Below are 19,325 nucleotides of genomic sequence, written 5' to 3' on the forward strand. Positions count from 1 at the left end.
GGGCGGACTGCGCGCACCCCGAGCCCGCGGTCAGGCGCGCGCCCGGCGGGACCGGGCGCGCGGCCCCACCGGGCTGTGGCGGTCGTGACCGGCTGCCGGCGTCAGTCCGCCAGCGGCAGGTACACCCGGTTGCCCGCCTGCGCGAACTCCTTCGACTTCTGCTCCATGCCCGCCTCGACCTCCGCCTTGGTCGAGCCGTGCTCGCGGCGGATGTCCTGGGAGATCTTCATCGAGCAGAACTTCGGACCGCACATCGAGCAGAAGTGCGCGGTCTTCGCCGGCTCCGCGGGCAGCGTCTCGTCGTGGAACTCCCGTGCCGTGTCCGGGTCGAGGGCCAGGTTGAACTGGTCCTCCCAGCGGAACTCGAAGCGGGCGTCGGACAGCGCGTCGTCCCACTCCTGCGCGCCGGGGTGCCCCTTGGCGAGGTCCGCCGCGTGCGCCGCGATCTTGTACGTGATGACGCCGGTCTTCACGTCGTCCCTGTTCGGCAGGCCCAGGTGCTCCTTGGGCGTGACGTAGCAGAGCATCGCCGTGCCCCACCAGGCGATCATCGCGGCGCCGATCCCGGACGTGATGTGGTCGTACGCCGGGGCGACGTCGGTGGTCAGCGGGCCGAGCGTGTAGAACGGCGCCTCCTCGCAGATCTCCTGCTGGAGGTCGATGTTCTCCTTGATCTTGTGCATCGGGACGTGCCCGGGACCCTCGATCATCGTCTGCACGTTGTGCCGCTTGGCGATCGAGTTCAGTTCGCCGAGCGTCCTCAGCTCCGCGAACTGGGCCTCGTCGTTGGCGTCCGCGATCGAGCCGGGGCGCAGGCCGTCGCCGAGCGAGTACGTGACGTCGTACGCCGCGAGGATCTCGCACAGCTCCTCGAAGTGCTCGTAGAGGAAGCTCTCCTTGTGGTGCGCGAGGCACCAGGCGGCCATGATCGAGCCGCCGCGCGAGACGATGCCGGTCTTGCGGTTGGCGGTCAGCGGGACGTACGGGAGGCGGACGCCGGCGTGGACCGTCATGTAGTCCACGCCCTGCTCGGCCTGCTCGACGACCGTGTCCTTGTAGATCTCCCAGGTCAGTTCCTCCGCCTTGCCGTCGACCTTTTCGAGGGCCTGGTAGAGCGGCACCGTGCCGATCGGGACGGGGGAGTTGCGCAGCACCCACTCGCGCGTGGTGTGGATGTTGCGGCCGGTGGAGAGGTCCATGACGGTGTCGGCACCCCAGCGGGTCGCCCATGTCATCTTCTCCACCTCCTCCTCGATGGAGGACGTGACGGCGGAATTGCCGATGTTGGCGTTGACCTTCACCAGGAACCGCTTGCCGATGATCATCGGCTCGATCTCCGGGTGGTTCACGTTGGCCGGCAGGACCGCCCGGCCGGCCGCGATCTCGTCGCGGACGACCTCGGGCGCCACGTTCTCCCGGATGGCCACGTACTCCATCTCCGGGGTGATCTCGCCCCGCCTGGCGTACGCGAGTTGGGTCACGGCCTGCCCGTCCCTGCCGCGGCGCGGCTGGCGCGGGCGGCCCGGGAAGACCGCGTCGAGGTTGCGCAGTCCACCGCGCGGCGAGGTGTGCTTAATGCCGTCGTCCTCGGGTCGGACGGGGCGTCCCGCGTACTCCTCGGTGTCGCCGCGGGCGATGATCCAGTTCTCACGGAGGGGCGCGAGGCCCCGGCGGACATCGGTGTCGACGGTCGGATCGGTGTACGGGCCTGAGGTGTCGTACAGGGTGACCGACTGCCCGTTGGTGAGGTGCACCTGGCGGACCGGCACGTGGAGGTCGGGGCGCGAGCCCTCGATGTACCCCTTGTGCCAGCCGATGGACTTCCCGGCCTCGTTCAGGTTCTCGCCCTGGCTGGAGGCAGGCGTGCGTGCGTCCGTTGTGGTCATGAGACCTACTCCCTACGCCGGCATTACCCGGTAACAGGTTCGGCGGTCGACGCAGCGGTGTCCGTCCCACGGTGTTCCACGCCGTTTCACGTGAAACACGCTTCGGTACGGAGGTCAGCGCCCTCTCAGCCCGGTGCTCCGAGCTCCCGCGTGTGCAAAGGTGCCTCCACGCTAGCGTCATGTCGGACGCGTTGAACAGAGGGCCCCTGCCGTTCTTGCGATGATCGGGCGGTGACCACCACGCAGCAGTCCCCGCCTCCGCCGCCCCGACCGCCGCACGGATCGGGCCCGTCCGGGGCAGGACACGGCCCCGGTGGCCACGGCCACTCGCACAGCCACGGCCCCGCCGCACCCGTCTCCAAGCACCTGCGCAAGGTGATCGCGGCGATCCTGGTGCCGTTCTCCGTCGCGGTCGTCGTGGGTCTGGCGGTGCTGTGGCCGGGCGGCGCACCGGCGCACGAGCGCACCGGTGTCGGCTTCGACCGGCAGACGCAACAGGCCACGGTCACCAAGGTCGAGAAGGTCGACTGCAAGTCCGTGAACGCCTCGGGCGACACCCCCACCGGCGACACCTCCACGGCCGAGGGCTCCGCCGCCCAGCAACAGGCCACGGGCATCTGCGGGAACGCCACGATCCGGATCGACACCGGCAAGGACACGGGCCGTACGTTCACCGAGGTCGTCCAGCCGGACTCACCACGGCAGTTGCACGAGGGCCAGAAGGTGATCGTCGCCTACGCGCCCGACGCTCCGGACAATCTGCAGTACTCGGTCACCGACGTGAACCGCAAGATCCCCATGGCCCTGCTGGCCGGGATCTTCGCCGTGGCCGTGGTCGTGGTGGGCCGCCTGCGGGGTGTGATGGCGCTGGTCGCGCTCGCGGTCAGCTTCATGGTGCTGACCTTCTTCATCCTCCCGGCGATCCTGCAGGGCTCGAATCCCCTGGTGGTGGCGGTCGTCGGGGCGAGCGCGATCATGCTGATCGCGCTCTACATGTGCCACGGCCTGTCGGCCCGGACCTCGGTCGCCGTGCTCGGCACGCTCGTATCGCTGCTGCTGATCGGCCTGTTGGGCTCGCTGTTCATCGGCTGGGCGGCGCTGACGGGCAACACCGACGACAACACCGGCCTGATCCACGGCCTGTACCCGCACATCGACATGAGCGGTCTGCTGCTCGCCGGCGTCATCATCGGTTCGCTCGGCGTCCTGGACGACGTGACGGTGACGCAGACCTCGGCGGTGTGGGAGCTGCACGAGGCCAATCCGACGATGGGCTGGCGCGGCCTGTACCGGGCGGGGATCCGGATCGGCCGCGACCACATCGCGTCCGTCGTCAACACGCTGGTGCTCGCGTACGCGGGCGCGGCGCTGCCGCTGCTGCTGCTCTTCTCGATCGCGCAGAGCAGCGTGGTCGACGTGGCCAACAGCGAACTGGTGGCCGAGGAGATCGTGCGCACGCTGGTCGGCTCGATCGGCCTGGTGGCCTCCGTGCCGGTGACCACCGCGCTGGCCGCCCTGGTGGTCTCCGCCGACCGCCCGGGATCCCACGGGCCCGAGGAGGCCGCTCCGGTGCGCGGTGGCAGGGGCCGACGACGTAAGCGCTGAGCGACGCGGAACTGCTCGGGCGCACCGCGGCTGCTGAAGCGTTACGTCAATGGATGCACCGGGCTGGTAAAAAGATCAGCCCGCGCTCTGCTCCTCGGCGAGGATCCGGTCGAGGACCTCGTCGAGGTCGGCGCCGAAGTCGGCCAGCGCCTGCTCCTGACCGAGCGGGACGAGCTTGTCCGTGCGGTCGAGGAACGCGATGAGGGGCGCGACCCCGGCCCGGAACAGCGCCTGATCGCTGCCCACTTGGAGCCGGATGTGCACCTCGCCCGGCAGCTCGCCGGTCCCGCCGCCACCCGCGCACTCCACGGGGGAGATCCGCACATCGCCGTCACCCGTGGCCCCGTTGACCCCGTCGACGAGGAGCTCCCGGCCGAACGCCCAGGTCACGGGCGCGTCCCCGGGGAGATGGAAGGTCAGCCGCACCGCGTACGGATCCCCGGCCTCGTACCGGAGCTCCACCGGGATGCGGAACGAGAGCTCCTCGGAGACGAGGAAGCTCATCATGACCTCTGCCTGAACTGCTTGTACCGACTCGCGCATCGCCTACCCCGTCAACTTGCCGTCGATTGGCCAGGAATGACCTCTCTGACACTGCTGGCATCTTGCTTAAAGTACACAGGAGATTACAAGGAGTGAGTTTTCAGATGCTGATAGAGAAGGCGAGTGTCCCTACGAGCTTTCCGATCTCGTCCTGCAACTGCCGGACCGCGGGCAGCAGTTTCCCGGCCTGATGGGAAGGGAGAGAAATGGCCAGAGCCGCCGCCGTCGAGCCGATGGTGATCGGGAACGCGGCGCAGGCCGTGCCGAGCGCGTACTCCTGACGCTCGATGACGGGTTCCATCCGCCCCACGGACCTCAACTTGCGCAGCAGTGACCGGTTGTCGCGTACCGAGTACGGCGTGATGGAGCGGGCCGGATAGCGGTCGAGGTGGTCCCGCCTGGCCTCCTCGTCGAGCTGGGAGAGCAGGCACTGGCCGATCGCGTGGGCGTGGCCGGTCTCGCGGAAGTCCGCCCATTCCTCGACGGCCGGGGCGGCCGGAGTGTCGGCGACGGCGACGATCTCGATCTCACCCTCGCGGTAGATCGCGAAGTAGACGGGAACGCCCAGGGTGTCCCGCCAGTGGCGCAGCGCGTCGGTGGTCATACCGCGACGGTTCTGCTGCGCCCCGCTGCTGCTCAGCCGCTCGGCCGCGGCCCCGAACATGAAGACGCCCTTGTCCTTGCGGAGATAGCCCTCGTGGGCGAGCGTGCGCAGCAGGTGGTAGGCCGTGGGAAGGGCGACTCCGGCCTCTCTGGCGAGTTGCTTGGCGGGAGCCCCTTCGTCGTGCGCAGCGACCGCCTCCAGCAGCCGCATGGCCCGCTGGACGGAGCCGATGAGCGTCTGCGGGGCTGCGGGTGCGGGGTCAGCCGTGGCCAAGTTCACTCCCGATGCGCGTGGGTCCCCCGCGTCCCCGGGACTCACGGGGGGTGAAGCCGTCGGATTCCGGACTTTAACCCTTGGCCACCGCTTGGTGCGGGCCCGGAACGGAAACTTCCCCCGGTCGTGCGAACGGTCGCACCGCGCAACGACCGGAGCCCTCCGCCGCGTCCGTGCCGCGGCTCACCAGTCGCTGCGCGAGGACGATCCCGCCATGAACTTCCGTACGACGTAGATGAGTCCACCGACGAGCGCGGCGAACACCAGTACCTTGAAGAGCAGGTCGATCACGAAGCCGACGACGCTGAGGATCAGCCCGCCGAACACGACCAGGGCGATGACCGGCACCGCGACCCACTTCACCCACCACGGCATGCCCGCGAATATCTCTCGCACTGCCATCGCTCCCTTCGCTTCCGGAGCCCTTGCCGGACCCCACTGACTTCCTGCATCGATGCTGACACGCCGGGGAGCCGTGCGGGGCCCCGCGATCCCTTGTCCTCCCCTGACCCGACCCTTAGGGAACCCCGGGGTCCGGGGTCAGCTCTCCGGGGGAGAGAAGACGACCAGGACCCGCAGGTCCTCGCTGATGTGGTGGAACTTGTGGGCGACACCGGCCGGCACGTACACCACGCTGCCGCGGCCGACCTGGGTGGTCTCCATGCCGACGGTGATCGAGGCGCGGCCGCTGACCACGAGGTAGACCTCGTCCTGGTGGTGCGGCTGCTGCGGGTCGTGCTCCCCCGCGTCCAGCGCGTACAGCCCGACCGACATGTTCCGCTCACGCAGGAACTGCAGGTACGCGCCGTCGTTGGCGACGCGCTCCGCCTCCAGTTCGTCCAGCCGGAATGCCTTCATCGCCCTCGTCGTCCTCGCCGTCCGCACTTGTCACCGGCCATGTCACCGGTCTCGTCTGCCACGATCAGACACATGAAGAATTTCGTAGTCAAGACGCTCGCCAACGCGGGGGCCCTGGCCGTCGCGGTCTGGGTGCTCGACAAGATCACGCTGACCGGGGACAGCACCGGCAAGAAGGTCGGCACCCTGATCCTGGTGGCGCTGATCTTCGGCCTGGTCAACTTCTTGGTGAAGCCGGTCGTGAAGGTCCTCACCTTCCCGCTGTTCATCCTCACGCTGGGCCTGATCACGCTGATCGTGAACGCCCTGATGCTGTTGCTGACCTCCTGGCTGGCCGACAAGCTGGACCTGAGTTTCCACGTCGACGGGTTCTGGACCGCCGTCGTCGGCGGCCTGATCATCTCGATCGTCTCCTGGGCGCTGAACGTCGTCCTGCCCGACAACGACTGAGCCGCCGCCATGACTGCCACCCCGTTCCGCGTCTGTTTCGTCTGCACCGGCAACATCTGCCGCTCGCCCATGGCCGAGCACGTGTTCCGCGCCCGCGTCGAGGAGGCCGGCCTGTCCGGCGCCGTCGAGGTCGACAGCGCCGGCACCGACGGCTGGCACGAGGGCGACGGCGCCGATCCGCGCACCGTCCACGTCCTCCGAGAGGGCGGCTACTCCAGCGCGCACACGGCCCGCCGGTTCCACCGGGACTGGTTCGACCGTCTCGACCTGGTCGTCGCCCTCGACGCGGGCCATCTGCGGACGCTGCGCCGCCTGGCACCGACGCCGCAGGACGCCGAGAAGATCCGTCTCCTGCGTTCCTACGACCCCGCGGCCGACACCTCGGCGCTGGACGTCCCCGACCCGTACTACGGCGACCTGGACGGCTTCGAGGAGTGCCTGAGGATGGTCGAGGCGGCGAGCGACGGTCTGCTCGACGCCGTGCGCGACGCGGTGGAGGGGCGGGCGGCATGACCGGAGCGGGCGGGGTCGGCGACGGCACACGGGCCGTGCGAGCGGGGCTTCCCGAGCCGGTCAAGAACGAACCGACCCTGCCCGGGCCGGTGTTCGCCGCCCACTTCCATCTCCCCGGAGAGGTGTCGGGGCCCTACAGGTACGGCCGTGACGAGAACCCGACCTGGACCCATCTGGAGCGGGCCGTCAGCGCGTTGGAGGCCCCTGGCCGCGAGGACGTCGAGACGCTGGTCTTCGCCTCCGGCATGGCGGCGGTCTCGGCCGTCCTGTTCTCGCAGCTGCGCGCGGGGGACGCGGTCGTCCTGCCGTCCGACGGCTACCAGGCCCTCCCTCTCGTACGCGAGCAGCTGACGGCGTACGGCATCGAGGTGCGCACGGCGCCGACCGGCGGTGACGCGCAGCTCGAACTCCTCGACGGGGCCCGGCTGCTGTGGCTGGAGACGCCGTCCAATCCCGGGCTCGACGTGTGCGACATCCGGCGCCTCGCCGACGCCGCCCACGCGCGCGGGGCGCTGGTCGCGGTCGACAACACCCTCGCGACGCCGCTCGGACAGCGCCCGCTGGAGCTCGGCGCGGACTTCTCCGTGGCCAGCGCCACCAAGCAGCTCACCGGGCACGGCGATCTCCTGCTCGGCTACGTGACCTGCGCCGCCGCCGAGCCGGCGGCTTCGGTGCGGCGCTGGCGCAAGATCGTCGGGGCCGTTCCCGGCCCCATGGAGGCCTGGCTGGCCCATCGCTCACTGGCGACGCTGGAGCTGCGGGCCGAGCGGCAGAACGCCAACGCGCTGGCCGTGGCGCAGGCGCTGCGGGGACGGGTCGGCGGGGTGCGTCATCCGGGGCTGCCCGACGACCCGTCCCACGCCGTCGCCGCGCGCCAGATGCGCCGCTTCGGCTGTGTCGTCTCCTTCGAACTGCCCTCGCGCGAGCGGGCCGAGCGCTTCCTCGGCGCCCTGACGCTGGTGGACGACGCGACGAGCTTCGGCGGCGTACGGTCCACTGCCGAGCGGCGGGGACGCTGGGGCGGAGACGCCGTCCCGGACGGCTTCATCCGCTTCTCGGCCGGCGCCGAGAACACCGAGGATCTGGTGGCGGACGTACTGCGGGCGCTGGATGATACGGCCGACGGGGCCGCCCCGCGGTGATTTCACCGACCACCTAGTACCGGGCTACGCACAACAGACGGCCCGAGCCTCCCCCCTCGTGGCTCGGACCGTCACGGTTCTGCGCGCGAAGAACCGCGCAAACAAGGCTAGTTGACTCTGTGTCAGTGTCCAATCACGGTAGCGACAGGAACCTATCGACATATTTATAGTTGGGCGCGACGCGGATGCCGGACGGGAGGGACGTGGCCATGGATCTCGCCCTGCTGCGCACCTTTGTGACGGTCCATCGCGCCGGGTCCTTCACGCGCGCCGCCACGCTGCTCGGACTCTCGCAGCCCGCGGTGACCTCCCAGATCCGCACACTGGAACGGCAGTTGGGCAGACCGCTGTTCCTGCGCCAGGCGCGCGGCGTGACCCCCACGACCACCGGTGACGAGCTGGCGCACAAAGCGGCCCCGCATCTCGACGCCCTCGTGGAGATCACCGAGGCCGGGCTCGACGAGGAGTCGGCCGTCCGCACCCTGCATCTCACGGGGCCCCCGGAATTCACCGCGGAACGGGCCCTACCCGCTCTCACGGCGCTGACCAGGGACGACGGCTGGAGCGTCGCCTTACGCGCCTCCTTCGGCACGGCCGAGGAGTCCCTGGAAGGGCTGGCCGCCGGACATCAGGATCTGGCCATCACGACGGCCCGTCCACGCGGCTCCCTGCTCACGGCGACTCCGCTCTGCGACGAGGAGCACGTCCTGGTCTCCGCCCCCCGCTGGGCCGCCCGGATCGGCTCCGGCAAGCTGCACCGGGACGCGGCGCCCTCCCTGGAGAAGTTCCCGGTGGTCGAGGTCCATGAATCGCTGCCGCTGGTCTCCCGCTACTGGGCCTCGGTCTTCGATCACCGCCCTGCCGTCTCCGGCACGGTCGTCGTACCCGACCTCCGCGCGGTGCTGGCGTGCGTGATCACGGGCGCGGGCCTCGCCGTCCTGCCGCGCTACCTATGCGCACCCGCCCTGGAGCGCGGCGAGGTCGTGGCCCTGCTCGACCCGCCCGTGCCGCCACTGCGTACGTATTTCCTGGTGGTCCGCACCGGCACACTCGCTCTGCCGCACATCGCGCGGGCGCACGAGTGGCTGCTGCGCGCTGCTGTCGACTGGTCGTGAGCGGGGGTCTGCGCGATGCGGAATGTTTCACGTGGAACCGGCCGGGCCACATTTCTCCCATGACCGTCCGACCCGTGGTCAAGCGCACCGCACGCGCCGTTCTGCTCGATGGCGACGACCTGATCCTGATCAAGCGGACCAAGCCCGGCGTCGATCCGTACTGGCTGACTCCCGGTGGCGGAGTCGAGCCGGAGGACACGACCGTCGTGGACGCCCTCCATCGCGAAGTGCACGAGGAACTCGGCGCCAAGATCGTCGATGTGGTGCCCTGTTTCGTGGACACCGTCGAGCACATCGGCGAGGACGGCGGCGCGACCGGCGTCAAAGTCCAGCACTTCTTCGTCTGCCGACTGGAGTCGATGGACCTCGACCAGCGGCACGGCCCCGAGATCGAGGAGCCGTGCGGCGAGTACGAGGTGGTGCGCGTGCCCTTCACGCGTGTCGGCATCGCCTCGGTCCACCTGGTGCCGCTGTCCCTGCGCCATTACCTGGACGGCAACATCGAGGGCGTACGGGCGATGCACGCGCCGGACCTGGGCTGATCCTCGCCCCTGCGGCACGTCCGGCCCGCGCGGCTCAGTCCCCGGCCCCGACCAGTTCCTCCACGGAGTCGTGGCGGATGCGGTCGCCCGGGATGCCGATGGAGCGCAGGGCGTCGACACCGCTGCGGATCATGCCGGGCGGTCCCGAGAGATAGGCGTCGTACTCGTTCCAGGGGCCGTACTCGCGCACGGCGTCCGGCAGCTGCAGATGAGCCAGCTGGTCCACGATCGGCCGCACCGAGAGCCACGGGTGGCTCTGCTGGAGGCGCAGCATCGTGTCGATGTCGTACAGGTCGTGATCGGTGCGGGCGCCGTAGAACACCTCGACCGGCCGCCGCTCCCCGTGCTCGGCGACGTCCTCGACGAGCGCCTTGATGGGCGCGATGCCGGTGCCGCCGCCCAGACAGAGCAGGCCGCTGTCGGTGCTGTGGTCGACGGTCATGGAGCCGGCGGGCGGGCCGAGCCGCAGCACGTCGCCGGGGCGGGCGCGGTGCACCAGGGCGTTGGAGACCCAGCCGGCCGGGACCGCCTTCACGTGGAACGAGAGCAGCCCGTCGGAGCGGGGCGCCCCCGCGAAGGAGTAGTGCCGCCAGATCCGCGGCCACCACGGCGTCTCCAGCGTCGTGTACTGGCCGGCCAGGAACGGGTACGGCTGGTCGGGCCGGACCGTCACGACAGCGATGTCGGGCGTGCGCAGATCGTGCGCGACGACCTCCGCGAGCCACCAGGCCGGGGACTTGAGCTCGTCCTCGGCCGCCGCGTCGATCATGACCTGGGAGATGGTCGTGTACGTACGCACCCAGGCGGCCTCGGTCTCCGCGTCCCAGGTGGTCGTGGCGTATCTGGTGAGCGCCGCGATGAGGCACTCGCCGACGGCCGGGTAGTGGTCGGCCTGCGTGCCGTACTTGCGGTGCCCCCGGCCCAGGTTCTTCAGGTACGGGACCAGGACGAGCTTGTTGTCGACGTGCTCCGCGGCGGTCAGCAGCGCCTTGAGCAGCCGGTCGCGCTGGGTGTCCATCGCGGCGGGGAACAGCGGGCGCAGCTCGGGGTGGCGGACGAAGAGCAGCGCGTAGAAGTACGAGGTGACCTTGTCGGCGACGGGGCCGACTTCCTCCATGGTGCGGCGGACGAGGATCGCGTCGGGGGAGGCGTTCGCCCGGACGGGGTGAATCCGACGGGGCTCTGCGACGGGGCCCGCCGGGGCGGTGGGCTGCTGGGCGGGCGGGGCGCCAGGGGACTGCCGCGGGTCGGGCTCCGGCTCACGGCGCGTGCGCGGCTGGGGTATTCGGCCCTCGTCCGGCTCGTCCTCGGCCGGTGCCGCCGCGGGCCGGCCGACGGGACGGATCGGGGTCACCCGGCGGTCGTCGCCGGACTCCCGGTCGGGTCCGGAGGGGGTCGGATGCGGTGCCGGGGTGGTGCGCGGCGTGAACCAGCCGCCCCCGCCGCCCGAACCGGAATCGGCCGACGTAGTGGTCGGAGCGTCCATGCTGTGCCTCGCCTCGAACATCTTTCGGTCGGTCTACGTACTTCCGTGCTCTGCCACGGTCTTCCGCTGCGCGGAAGCTGTGCGCTTTCCCCCGTTTGCCTCGACAGCCAATGCGGCCCACATTGAACCCTGCATTCCTGCCCGCTACGGACAAGTAAGGCAAGAATGTGACATTGTCCGCAGTCCTCTCACCACAGCGTGCCACCACGTGTCATTGCGCAGAACGCAAAGCGGAAAGTGCGGGTCTTCGATCTCTTCGTCCGGTTAGGCTGCGTCGGCCTGCGTGCGCGCCACCCCAGTCCCCCCAGCCTCCTCAAGGTTCCGTGCGTGAACCGGAGTCGACCATACCGGCAGCCGCCAGTGGTACAAGCCCTTCCCGCCTTAACCGCCGATTAAGCGATCCTCAGGATCCCTGCTAATTCCTCAATTACCGGTCGCGCGGCACCAATTCGTCCCCCTCCAGCAGATCACGACCCGCATAGGGACGCGGTGCGAGTCCTGCACCGTACCGGTCCGCATTGACCGCGATCGATACCGTCCCGGTCCCGAAGAGTTCCACGTGCGACCGGACCGGCAGCGCCGCGTCCAGGTCGCTGCGATGCCGCCCCGGCCCGGCGTGTACGCCGAGGCCAGTACGCGGGATTACTCCCGCCGTCAGACGCCCTGGGGAGCCGATGCCGGGACGGTGTTTCACGTGAAACTTCAACGCCGCCCTCGACGGGCACTCCTCGTCGTCCACGTCGCCGCCTCCGGCTGCTGGCTCGGTGTCACGCTCGGGCTGGTGGCACTCGCGGTCACGGAGACGTCCACCGGTGCCGGTCCGGCCGTGGAGGCCTCGGCCCGTGCCATGAAGCTCTTCGCGGACTGGCTGGTGATCCCGCTCGCCCTGCTGACCCTGCTGAGCGGTCTGGCACTCTCGCTCGGTACCCCGTGGGGCCTGGCCAGGCACCGGTGGGTCTACGTCAAGTTCTGGCTGACCCTCGCCACGACCGCCGCCTCGGTTCTCGCCCTGCGGCCGGGCGTCGACGAGGCGGTGAGGACGCTGTCGGCCGGCGGGTCGTCGACCCGCCCGATCGATCTGCTGGCCGGCCCGGTCGTCTCACTGGTCGCGTACGTCTTCATGACGGCGATCTCGGTGCTCAAGCCCTGGGGACCGACCCGACGTGGCCGAAAGCACCGGGTCACTGCACCCAAAGCGGTGGACGCCACCGGGCTCCGTCCGACAGCCTGACCTGCGTGTCGACACCTTCCCTCTCCGACCTGCCCATCCGCCGCCTCAGCCGGGGTGACGTGCGCGCGTGCGCCGACCTCTCCGAGAACCGGGGCTGGCCCCGCGAGGAACACAAGTGGGGCCTGCTGCTCGCTGCCGGTACCGGCTACGGCATCGACGCTCCTGACGGCGGGCTCCTCACCGCCTGCGTCGTGACCGCGTACGGGCCCGGCGACCGGCCCGAACTCGGCGCGATCGGCATGGTCCTGGTCGCCGAGCGGTACGCGCGCCAGGGGGTCGGCCGACGCCTGATGCGGTACGTCGTCGAGCAGGCGGGGACGACACCGCTGACGCTGCACGCGACGCCGTACGGGCGACCGCTCTACGAGGAGCTGGGCTTCAAGGTCACCGGGCAGGCCGAGATGGTGCGCGGCCGCTTCGTCGCCGACGGCACGGCGCCCGCAGTCGCCACGCGTCCGGCCACCGCCGAGGACCTGTCGGCGATCCTGCGCCTGGACGCCGAGGTGTTCGGCCCCGACCGCACGCACATCATCACGCGCCTTCCGGCCTTCGCGGACCAGCTGCGCGTCGCCGAGGACGGCGGCGAGCTCATCGGCTACGCCGCGGCCTGGCCCAATATGGACACCCACGTCGTCGGCCCGCTGATCGCCCGTGACACCGAGACCGCGAAGGCCCTGGTCGCCTCGCTGGCGGCGGGCACGGACCGGCCGCTGCGGACCGACATCGACGTACGTCACGAGGAGCTGCGCGCCTGGCTCAAGGAGCGCGGTCTGGAGGGCATCAGCATGAACGCGGTGATGAACCTCGGCGCCCCGGACCTGCCCGGCGACTGGACGCGCCGCTTCGCCCCGCTGACGGTCGCGGCCGGCTGACGAACGCGACGGGCCCGCCCCCTAGTGCCGCGGTGATGCGGCTGCTCGGGGGCGGGCCCGTGTCGGTACGGGGCGCTGCTAGGCGAGCGACTCCACGGCCGTCGTGGCGAAACCGTGGTCCTGCTCGGGGGCACCGCCGCCGACCCCGATGGCGCCGATGAGACGGCCGTCGCGGTGGACCGGCAGACCACCGGCGATGAACAGCAGCGGCCGGTCGAGGGCGGTGGGCAGGCTGTGGAAGGGACCGTCGGGCTTGACCAGGTCGACGAGGTCGGCGGTCGGCGCGTTCAGCTGCAGCGCGGTGTACGCCTTGCGGGTGCTGGTCTCACCGGAGATCAGGACGGCGCGGTCGTCGCGGCGGAAGGCGAGGAGATGACCCCCGGCGTCGAGAACGGTGACGCTGACGGTGACTCCGGCGGCCTCGGCGGCGCGACCGGCGGCGGCGACGAGAGCATCGGCGTCCTGCGTGGTCAGCGGGGCGACGGCGGTGGTGGTGCTCATGGGGTGCTCCTTGCGGGGTGGTGCGTGGTGCTCTTGGCGAGGGGTTCTTGGGGCAGAGGCCCGAGGGACCGAGGGAAGAGGCCCGGATCAGTGGTGGACCGGCTCGGCGTGCCGCTGCTCGGCGCCTGCGCCGGCGACGACCAGGCCGGGCGCGGGTTCACGGCGCTCCAGGGCGGCCGACACGACGGCCAGGACGAGGGCGCTTGCGGCGAGCACGGCGCCGACCCAGTTCGGGGCGGTGTAGCCGAGGCCCGCGGAGATCACCATGCCGCCGAGCCAGGCGGACAGGGCGTTGCCGAGGTTGAAGGCGCCGATGTTGACGGCCGAGGCGAGCGTGGGCGCGCCGGAGGCCTGGTCGAGGACCCGCTTCTGCAACGGCGGCACGGTCGCGAAGCCGAGGGCGCCGATCAGGGCGATGGTGATCGCGGCCAGGATCTTGTTGTGCGCGGTCACCGTGAACAGGCCGAGCACGACGGCCAGAGCGCCCAGGGAGACGTACAGCATGGGCATCAGGGCGCGGTCGGCGAACTTGCCGCCGACGAGGTTGCCGCCGACCATGCCGAGTCCGAAGAGGACGAGCAGCCAGGTCACGGAGCCGTCGGCGAAGCCGGCGACGTGCGTCATCATCGGCGCGATGTAGGTGATGGCCGCGAAGACACCGCCGAAGCCGAGCACGGTCATCGCCATGGCGAGCAGGACCTGCACGTTCTTGAACGCGGCCAGTTCGTGGCGCAGGTGCACGCCCTCGGGCTTGGGCAGGTCCGGGACGAGCTTGGCGATGCCGGCGAGGCCGACGACACCGAGCGCGGCGACGATCGTGAACGTGACACGCCAGCCGGCCGACTGGCCGACGAGGGTACCGAGCGGGACGCCGACGACGTTGGCCACGGTCAGGCCGGTGAACATCATGGCGATCGCGCCGGCCTTCTTCTCCGGGGCCACCAGTTCGGCCGCGACGACCGAGCCGATGCCGAAGAAGGCACCGTGGGCGAGCGAGGCGACCACACGGCCGATCAGCATCACGGCGAAGACGGGAGCGACGGCGGAGAGCAGGTTGCCGACGATGAAGAGGCCCATCAGCAGCATCAGCATGCGCTTGCGGGAGACGCGGGTGCCCAGGGCGGTCATGAGCGGGGCGCCGAGCATGACGCCGAGGGCGTAGCCGGTCACCAGGAATCCGGCCGTGGGGATGGAGACTCCGAAGTCACCCGCGACCTCTGGGAGCAATCCCATGATCACGAATTCGGTGGTTCCGATCCCGAAGGCCCCGATCGCGAGGGCGAGAAGCGCCAGAGGCATGGGGTTCACCTTCCAGACTGTTGCGGGTGCGCTTTACGAGACCTCACAATAATTGCAGACGCTGGCTAATAGCAAGCGCGGGCAATTTCGCGCATCGACTACCCTGGTGTGCAGCCGCTCCGGGACGGAGGATCCACGAGCCATGACAGCGACAGACCCCGCACTCACCGCCCTTTCCCAGGGCTGGTGCGCGCTCTCCCTGCTCCACGGGAGGATCGAGGCGCACATCGAGCGCGCCCTGCAGGCCGAGCACGATCTCAGCGTGCGCGAGTACTCCCTGCTCGACGTCCTCAGCCGACAGCACGACGGGGAGGGCGGCCATCTGCAGATGAAGCAGGTCGCCGACGCCGTCGTGCTCAGCCAGAGCGCCACCACCCGTCTGGTGACCCGCCTCGAGGACCGCGGCCTGCTCCTGCGCTACCTGTGCCCCACCGACCGGCGCGGCATCTACACGAACGTCTCCGAGGCCGGCCTCAAGCTCCTCGAGGAAGCCCGCCCCACGAACGAGACGGCCCTGCGCGAGGCCTTGGACACCGCGGCGGAGAATCCCGAGCTCGCCCCGCTCGTGCGGGCCGTCGAGGGGCTGCGCGTCCCTGTGTGACCCGGGCCGGTCGGTCCCGCCCGGGGTGATCCACGCCCCGGGACAGCCGTCGGGGACGTCCCGCCTAGGCTGCGGCCATGGGAGATCTTGAGATCAGACCGGCCGTGGCCGAGGACGTCCCCGCGATCGTCGCGATGCTGGCCGACGATCCGCTGGGAGCCCGGCGCGAGTCGCCGGAGGACCTCACGCCGTACCTCGCCGCCCAGGCACGGCTGTCCGCCGATCCGAACCAGCATCTCGTCGTCGCCGTACGCGAGGGCCGCGTCGTCGGCACCCTCCAGCTCACGGTCGTCCCCGGCCTCTCCCGGAAGGGGTCCACTCGCTCGATCATCGAGGGCGTACGCATTCACGCCGATGAGCGCGGCAGCGGCCTGGGGACGCACCTCATCACGTGGGCCGTCGAGGAATCGCGGCGCCAGGACTGCCAGTTGGTGCAGCTGACCTCCGACGCGACCCGCACCGACGCCCACCGCTTCTACGAGCGGCTCGGCTTCGTGGCATCACACGTGGGCTTCAAACTCCAGCTGTGACGGCCCGCTTCAGTGACAAGGCAGGGCCCCTCGCCCGCTTCAGTGACAAGACAAGGTTCCTCGCCTGTTTCACGTGAAACAGGCGAGGGGCCGTTTCACGTGAAACGGCCCCTCACGAGATGCCCTCGCCTACTGCGGAATCCCGCGCCACCCCTCCGGGTCCACCCCGCCCGGCACCGGCGCGTCCGAGGCGTAGGGCTCCCGCGCGAAGACGAACGACCCGAGGTCCAGGTGGCTCACCGTGCCGTCGGCCCGCCGCACCGCCTGGAGCAACTCCCCCGCGTAGTAGCCGTCGAGGCCGGTCCAGGTGCCGTCGCCGTTCGCCCGGAACCGGGAGCGCCGACCGCCACCGGTCGCCGGACCGAGGTCCACCCCGCCATCGGCCGTCAGACGCAGCGCCACGACCTGGGTTCCCCAGTACCAGGGCCCTGCCAACTCCAAGACGGCCGAGTCGACTTCGGTGAGCGGCCGCCACGGCGCGGGGATCCGCGGCTCCGCCTCGGCAACGATCTTCAGCAGGTCGGCGGCCACCGCGGAGACGGGCACCCCCGACGTGCAGTTGGCCAGAGCGACGGCAGCCAGCCCGTCCTCCTCGCTCAGCCACAGCCCCGCCACGAACCCGGGCAGCGACCCGCCGTGCCCCGCCAGCGTCCGCCCGTCCCGGCGCAGCACCTGCAGGCCGAGCCCGTACGAGGCCTCCCAGTCGCCGGGCAGGACCGGCGCCGCCGGCGTCCGCATCTCCCGTACCGAATCCGCGCTCAGCACGCGGTCGTCACCCCCGGCGAGGAAGGCCGCGAAGACGGTCAAGTCCCGCGTGGTGGACCACAGTTGACCCGCGGCCGCCATCAGGCCGAGATCCTCGCTGGGTTCGGGCAGCATCACATCGGCGTACGGGTGCACGGCCCAGCCCCCGGCGTGCGGCGCCTGGGGCTCGACGCTGGTGCGGCTCAGGCCCAACGGCTCGAGGATCTCGCCGCGCAGGGCCTCCTCCCAGGTGACGCCGCGCACCGCCTCGACCAGCGAGCCCAGAAGCGTATAGCCCGGGTTGGAGTAGTGGTGGCGGCGGCCGACCGGATGCCGGAACGGCTGCTCACCGAGGACGTCCGCAAGAGTCGGGCGGAGCGTGGCGGGCGAGCGCTCCCACCATGCGCCGGGCGTCTCGGCCGCCAACCCGGCGGTGTGCGCGAGGAGTTCGGCGATCGTGACCTCCCCCGCTCCGGTCCCGGGGAGGTGCTTCTCCAGCGGATCACCCAGGTCGATCAGCCCCTCGTCACGCAACCGCAGTACGAGCACGGCGGTGAAGGTCTTCGTGATCGAACCGATCCGGTACTGCACGTTCTCGTCCGGCCCGTGCCCGTCCACCGAGGTGCGCGAACCGGTCCACACGAGCTCCCCGTCGCGGGCGACCGCGGCAACGAGGGACGGTGCGCGCCCCTCGCTCTGCGCGACGGCGATGCGGTGCAGGAGGGCGCGACGTGTGGTGGGCAACAGCTCTGGAGATGTCGTCATGCGCCCAGTCCACCCCGGGCACCGGTCAGCGTCGAGCCGATTTCACCGGAGGCTGATCACCGGGCCGCTCGCCGTCCTCGAGGCGAGCCCCCGATCAGGTCTGCGCCATGTCCACGAAGCGCGAGTAGTGGCCCTGGAAGGCGACCGTGATCGTGGCCGTGGGACCGTTACGGTGCTTGCCGACGATGATGTCGGCCTCGCCCGCGCGCGGTGACTCCTTCTCGTAGGCGTCCTCGCGGTGGAGCAGGATGACCATGTCGGCGTCCTGCTCGATGGAGCCGGACTCACGCAGGTCGGACACCATCGGCTTCTTGTCCGTGCGCTGCTCGGGGCCACGGTTCAGCTGCGAGAGCGCGATCACCGGGACCTCCAGCTCCTTGGCCAGCAGCTTGAGGTTTCGGGACATGTCCGAGACCTCCTGCTGGCGGCTCTCGGAACGCTTCGACCCACCGGCCTGCATCAGCTGCAGGTAGTCGATGATGACGAGCTTGATGTCGTTGCGCTGCTTGAGCCGGCGGCACTTCGCGCGGATCTCCATCATCGACAGGTTCGGGGAGTCGTCGATGTAGAGCGGCGCGGCCGAGACCTCGGGCATCCGGCGCGCGAGCCGTGTCCAGTCCTCGTCCGTCATCGTTCCGGACCGCATGTGGTGCAGAGCCACCCGCGCCTCGGCCGACAGCAGACGCATCGCGATCTCGTTGCGCCCCATTTCGAGGGAGAAGATCACGCTGGGCAGGTTGTTCTTGATCGACGCCGCCCGCGCGAAGTCCAGCGCCAGCGTGGACTTACCCATGGCGGGACGGGCCGCGATGACGATCATCTGGCCCGGGTGCAGACCGTTGGTCAGCGAGTCGAAGTCGGTGAAGCCGGTCGGCACACCGGTCATCTCGCCGCTGCGCGAGCCGATCGCCTCGATCTCGTCGAGCGCGCCCTCCATGATGTCGCCGAGCGGGAGGTAGTCCTCACTGGTGCGCTGCTCGGTGACGGCGTAGATCTCGGCCTGCGCTCTGTTGACGATCTCGTCGACGTCGTCGTCTGCCGCGTATCCCATCTGCGTGATGCGCGTGCCCGCCTCGACGAGGCGCCGCAGCACCGCCCGCTCGTGGACGATCTCCGCGTAGTACTCCGCGTTCGCCGCGGTCGGGACCGTCTGGACGAGGGTGTGCAGATACGATGCGCCACCGACCTTGTTGATCTCGCCACGCTTGGTCAGCTCGGCGGCGATGGTGATCGGGTCGGCCGGCTCGCCCTTGGCGTAGACGTCGAGGATCGCCTGGAAGATCGTTTCGTGAGCGGGCTTGTAGAAGTCGGCGCCCTTGAGGACCTCGACGACGTCGGCGATCGCGTCCTTCGACAGCAGCATGCCGCCGAGAACCGACTGCTCGGCGTCCAGATCCTGCGGCGGTACGCGCTCGAAGGTGGCCGGACCGTCGTCCCAGCCCCCGTCGTCCCGGCCGCGCTCGTGCTGATCGCCCTTGCCGCGGCCGCCGTTGCGGTTCTGCCGGGAAGGGGGCAGACGGTCACTGGGACCGCTGTCGGCCCAGGGGTCGTCCAAGGGCTCGGAGATACTCACCGGGCCACCTCCTCCCGTCCGCCGAGCGGACCTCGCCGTGCCTCTCATTCCTACGACACGACACTGACAAATCAGCGGCCCGATTCCGGTTCTGACGCGTCGGTTTCACAAGGTTTCCGAGGCCGGAGGACACGGTGGGCGCCGCACCACGTTAGGCCTGCGGGCACCGTCAGCCAATCTGGTTATCCACAG

General features: G+C 70.2%; 20 protein-coding genes. 10 read left to right on the forward strand and 10 right to left on the reverse strand.

The window, feature by feature from the left end:
* Positions 1–101: 101 nt before the first annotated feature.
* Positions 102–1,886 (reverse strand): phosphomethylpyrimidine synthase ThiC, encoded by a 1,785-nt coding sequence (gene thiC / locus ACVHNB_RS40890; RefSeq protein WP_456227129.1) that lies wholly within the window; start codon positions 1,884–1,886, stop codon positions 102–104.
* 231 nt (positions 1,887–2,117) lie between these two features.
* On the opposite strand from thiC, the gene ACVHNB_RS40895 reads away from it, so the two are divergent.
* Positions 2,118–3,491 (forward strand): YibE/F family protein, encoded by a 1,374-nt coding sequence (locus tag ACVHNB_RS40895; RefSeq protein ID WP_428953615.1) that lies wholly within the window; start codon positions 2,118–2,120, stop codon positions 3,489–3,491.
* Between the two features lie 75 nt (positions 3,492–3,566).
* Here the strand turns inward: ACVHNB_RS40895 and ACVHNB_RS40900 are convergent, their stop codons facing one another.
* From ACVHNB_RS40900 to ACVHNB_RS40915, 4 genes are all read right to left on the reverse strand, one after another.
* On the reverse strand, positions 3,567–4,034 hold the full coding sequence (locus ACVHNB_RS40900) for an SsgA family sporulation/cell division regulator (RefSeq protein WP_428953614.1): 468 nt from the start codon (positions 4,032–4,034) through the stop codon (positions 3,567–3,569).
* A 100-nt stretch (positions 4,035–4,134) separates the two neighbouring features.
* The gene (locus ACVHNB_RS40905; RefSeq protein WP_456229008.1) at positions 4,135–4,848 is read right to left on the reverse strand and encodes an IclR family transcriptional regulator; all 714 of its coding nucleotides are present in this window, start codon (positions 4,846–4,848) and stop codon (positions 4,135–4,137) included.
* A 246-nt stretch (positions 4,849–5,094) separates the two neighbouring features.
* Positions 5,095–5,307, reverse strand: a complete 213-nt coding sequence (locus ACVHNB_RS40910) for a DUF5326 family protein (protein WP_428953612.1) — start codon at positions 5,305–5,307, stop codon at positions 5,095–5,097.
* A 144-nt stretch (positions 5,308–5,451) separates the two neighbouring features.
* Positions 5,452–5,769 (reverse strand): cupin domain-containing protein, encoded by a 318-nt coding sequence (locus tag ACVHNB_RS40915; protein ID WP_428953611.1) that lies wholly within the window; start codon positions 5,767–5,769, stop codon positions 5,452–5,454.
* 72 nt (positions 5,770–5,841) lie between these two features.
* On the opposite strand from ACVHNB_RS40915, the gene ACVHNB_RS40920 reads away from it, so the two are divergent.
* The 5 genes from ACVHNB_RS40920 to ACVHNB_RS40940 all read left to right on the forward strand — a co-directional run bounded on the left by ACVHNB_RS40920 (position 5,842) and on the right by ACVHNB_RS40940 (position 9,531).
* Complete coding sequence (locus ACVHNB_RS40920) at positions 5,842–6,219, forward strand: phage holin family protein (protein WP_456227130.1); 378 nt, start codon at positions 5,842–5,844, stop codon at positions 6,217–6,219.
* 9 nt (positions 6,220–6,228) lie between these two features.
* Positions 6,229–6,732: a low molecular weight protein-tyrosine-phosphatase gene (locus tag ACVHNB_RS40925; protein WP_428953609.1), complete on the forward strand. Its 504-nt coding sequence runs from the start codon at positions 6,229–6,231 to the stop codon at positions 6,730–6,732.
* Positions 6,729–7,874, forward strand: a complete 1,146-nt coding sequence (locus tag ACVHNB_RS40930; protein ID WP_456227131.1) for a cystathionine gamma-lyase — start codon at positions 6,729–6,731, stop codon at positions 7,872–7,874. The genes ACVHNB_RS40925 and ACVHNB_RS40930 overlap by 4 nt, the downstream gene beginning before the upstream one ends.
* 209 nt (positions 7,875–8,083) lie before the next feature.
* Positions 8,084–8,989 carry a LysR family transcriptional regulator gene (locus ACVHNB_RS40935; RefSeq protein WP_428953607.1) on the forward strand — a complete coding sequence of 302 codons (906 nt, stop codon included), beginning with the start codon at positions 8,084–8,086 and terminating at the stop codon, positions 8,987–8,989.
* Between the two features lie 59 nt (positions 8,990–9,048).
* Positions 9,049–9,531, forward strand: a complete 483-nt coding sequence (locus ACVHNB_RS40940) for an NUDIX domain-containing protein (RefSeq protein WP_428953606.1) — start codon at positions 9,049–9,051, stop codon at positions 9,529–9,531.
* 34 nt (positions 9,532–9,565) lie between these two features.
* On the opposite strand, the gene ACVHNB_RS40945 is transcribed toward ACVHNB_RS40940, so the two are convergent.
* Positions 9,566–11,017 carry a globin domain-containing protein gene (locus tag ACVHNB_RS40945; RefSeq protein WP_428953605.1) on the reverse strand — a complete coding sequence of 484 codons (1,452 nt, stop codon included), beginning with the start codon at positions 11,015–11,017 and terminating at the stop codon, positions 9,566–9,568.
* A gap of 694 nt (positions 11,018–11,711) precedes the next feature.
* Here ACVHNB_RS40945 and ACVHNB_RS40950 point away from each other — a divergent pair.
* Both ACVHNB_RS40950 and ACVHNB_RS40955 read left to right on the forward strand, forming a co-directional pair.
* Positions 11,712–12,248: a DUF2269 domain-containing protein gene (locus tag ACVHNB_RS40950; RefSeq protein WP_456227132.1), complete on the forward strand. Its 537-nt coding sequence runs from the start codon at positions 11,712–11,714 to the stop codon at positions 12,246–12,248.
* Positions 12,249–12,253: 5 nt separating this feature from the next.
* Positions 12,254–13,120, forward strand: coding sequence for a GNAT family N-acetyltransferase (locus tag ACVHNB_RS40955; protein ID WP_456227133.1), 867 nt, complete (start codon positions 12,254–12,256; stop codon positions 13,118–13,120).
* Positions 13,121–13,198: 78 nt separating this feature from the next.
* Here the strand turns inward: ACVHNB_RS40955 and ACVHNB_RS40960 are convergent, their stop codons facing one another.
* Positions 13,199–13,621 carry a GlcG/HbpS family heme-binding protein gene (locus ACVHNB_RS40960; protein WP_428953602.1) on the reverse strand — a complete coding sequence of 141 codons (423 nt, stop codon included), beginning with the start codon at positions 13,619–13,621 and terminating at the stop codon, positions 13,199–13,201.
* An 87-nt stretch (positions 13,622–13,708) separates the two neighbouring features.
* Positions 13,709–14,920 (reverse strand): MFS transporter, encoded by a 1,212-nt coding sequence (locus ACVHNB_RS40965; RefSeq protein WP_428953601.1) that lies wholly within the window; start codon positions 14,918–14,920, stop codon positions 13,709–13,711.
* A 142-nt stretch (positions 14,921–15,062) separates the two neighbouring features.
* On the opposite strand from ACVHNB_RS40965, the gene ACVHNB_RS40970 reads away from it, so the two are divergent.
* Both ACVHNB_RS40970 and ACVHNB_RS40975 read left to right on the forward strand, forming a co-directional pair.
* Positions 15,063–15,521: a MarR family winged helix-turn-helix transcriptional regulator gene (locus ACVHNB_RS40970; protein WP_428953600.1), complete on the forward strand. Its 459-nt coding sequence runs from the start codon at positions 15,063–15,065 to the stop codon at positions 15,519–15,521.
* A gap of 77 nt (positions 15,522–15,598) precedes the next feature.
* Entirely contained in the window at positions 15,599–16,051 is a 453-nt protein-coding gene (locus ACVHNB_RS40975; protein ID WP_428953599.1) for a GNAT family N-acetyltransferase, read from the forward strand.
* Positions 16,052–16,180: 129 nt separating this feature from the next.
* Here the strand turns inward: ACVHNB_RS40975 and ACVHNB_RS40980 are convergent, their stop codons facing one another.
* Both ACVHNB_RS40980 and dnaB read right to left on the reverse strand, forming a co-directional pair.
* Complete coding sequence (locus ACVHNB_RS40980) at positions 16,181–17,560, reverse strand: serine hydrolase domain-containing protein (protein ID WP_456227134.1); 1,380 nt, start codon at positions 17,558–17,560, stop codon at positions 16,181–16,183.
* Positions 17,561–17,654: 94 nt separating this feature from the next.
* Positions 17,655–19,133 carry a replicative DNA helicase gene (gene dnaB, locus ACVHNB_RS40985; RefSeq protein ID WP_428953597.1) on the reverse strand — a complete coding sequence of 493 codons (1,479 nt, stop codon included), beginning with the start codon at positions 19,131–19,133 and terminating at the stop codon, positions 17,655–17,657.
* Between the last annotated feature and the right edge of the window lie 192 nt (positions 19,134–19,325).

The organism is Streptomyces sp. YJ-C3 (assembly GCF_053891275.1).

What these genes read in the sequence shown, in the direction of transcription:
- thiC (WP_456227129.1), bottom strand. Translation starts at nt 1,886, where the DNA reads ATGACCACAACGGACGCACGCACGCCTGCCTCCAGCCAGGGCGAGAAC.
- ACVHNB_RS40900 (WP_428953614.1), bottom strand. Translation starts at nt 4,034, where the DNA reads ATGCGCGAGTCGGTACAAGCAGTTCAGGCAGAGGTCATGATGAGCTTC.
- ACVHNB_RS40905 (WP_456229008.1), bottom strand. Translation starts at nt 4,848, where the DNA reads ATGCGGCTGCTGGAGGCGGTCGCTGCGCACGACGAAGGGGCTCCCGCC.
- ACVHNB_RS40915 (WP_428953611.1), bottom strand. Translation starts at nt 5,769, where the DNA reads ATGAAGGCATTCCGGCTGGACGAACTGGAGGCGGAGCGCGTCGCCAAC.
- ACVHNB_RS40920 (WP_456227130.1), top strand. Translation starts at nt 5,842, where the DNA reads ATGAAGAATTTCGTAGTCAAGACGCTCGCCAACGCGGGGGCCCTGGCC.
- ACVHNB_RS40925 (WP_428953609.1), top strand. Translation starts at nt 6,229, where the DNA reads ATGACTGCCACCCCGTTCCGCGTCTGTTTCGTCTGCACCGGCAACATC.
- ACVHNB_RS40930 (WP_456227131.1), top strand. Translation starts at nt 6,729, where the DNA reads ATGACCGGAGCGGGCGGGGTCGGCGACGGCACACGGGCCGTGCGAGCG.
- ACVHNB_RS40935 (WP_428953607.1), top strand. Translation starts at nt 8,084, where the DNA reads ATGGATCTCGCCCTGCTGCGCACCTTTGTGACGGTCCATCGCGCCGGG.
- ACVHNB_RS40940 (WP_428953606.1), top strand. Translation starts at nt 9,049, where the DNA reads ATGACCGTCCGACCCGTGGTCAAGCGCACCGCACGCGCCGTTCTGCTC.
- ACVHNB_RS40945 (WP_428953605.1), bottom strand. Translation starts at nt 11,017, where the DNA reads ATGGACGCTCCGACCACTACGTCGGCCGATTCCGGTTCGGGCGGCGGG.
- ACVHNB_RS40960 (WP_428953602.1), bottom strand. Translation starts at nt 13,621, where the DNA reads ATGAGCACCACCACCGCCGTCGCCCCGCTGACCACGCAGGACGCCGAT.
- ACVHNB_RS40965 (WP_428953601.1), bottom strand. Translation starts at nt 14,920, where the DNA reads ATGCCTCTGGCGCTTCTCGCCCTCGCGATCGGGGCCTTCGGGATCGGA.
- ACVHNB_RS40970 (WP_428953600.1), top strand. Translation starts at nt 15,063, where the DNA reads ATGACAGCGACAGACCCCGCACTCACCGCCCTTTCCCAGGGCTGGTGC.
- ACVHNB_RS40975 (WP_428953599.1), top strand. Translation starts at nt 15,599, where the DNA reads ATGGGAGATCTTGAGATCAGACCGGCCGTGGCCGAGGACGTCCCCGCG.
- ACVHNB_RS40980 (WP_456227134.1), bottom strand. Translation starts at nt 17,560, where the DNA reads ATGACGACATCTCCAGAGCTGTTGCCCACCACACGTCGCGCCCTCCTG.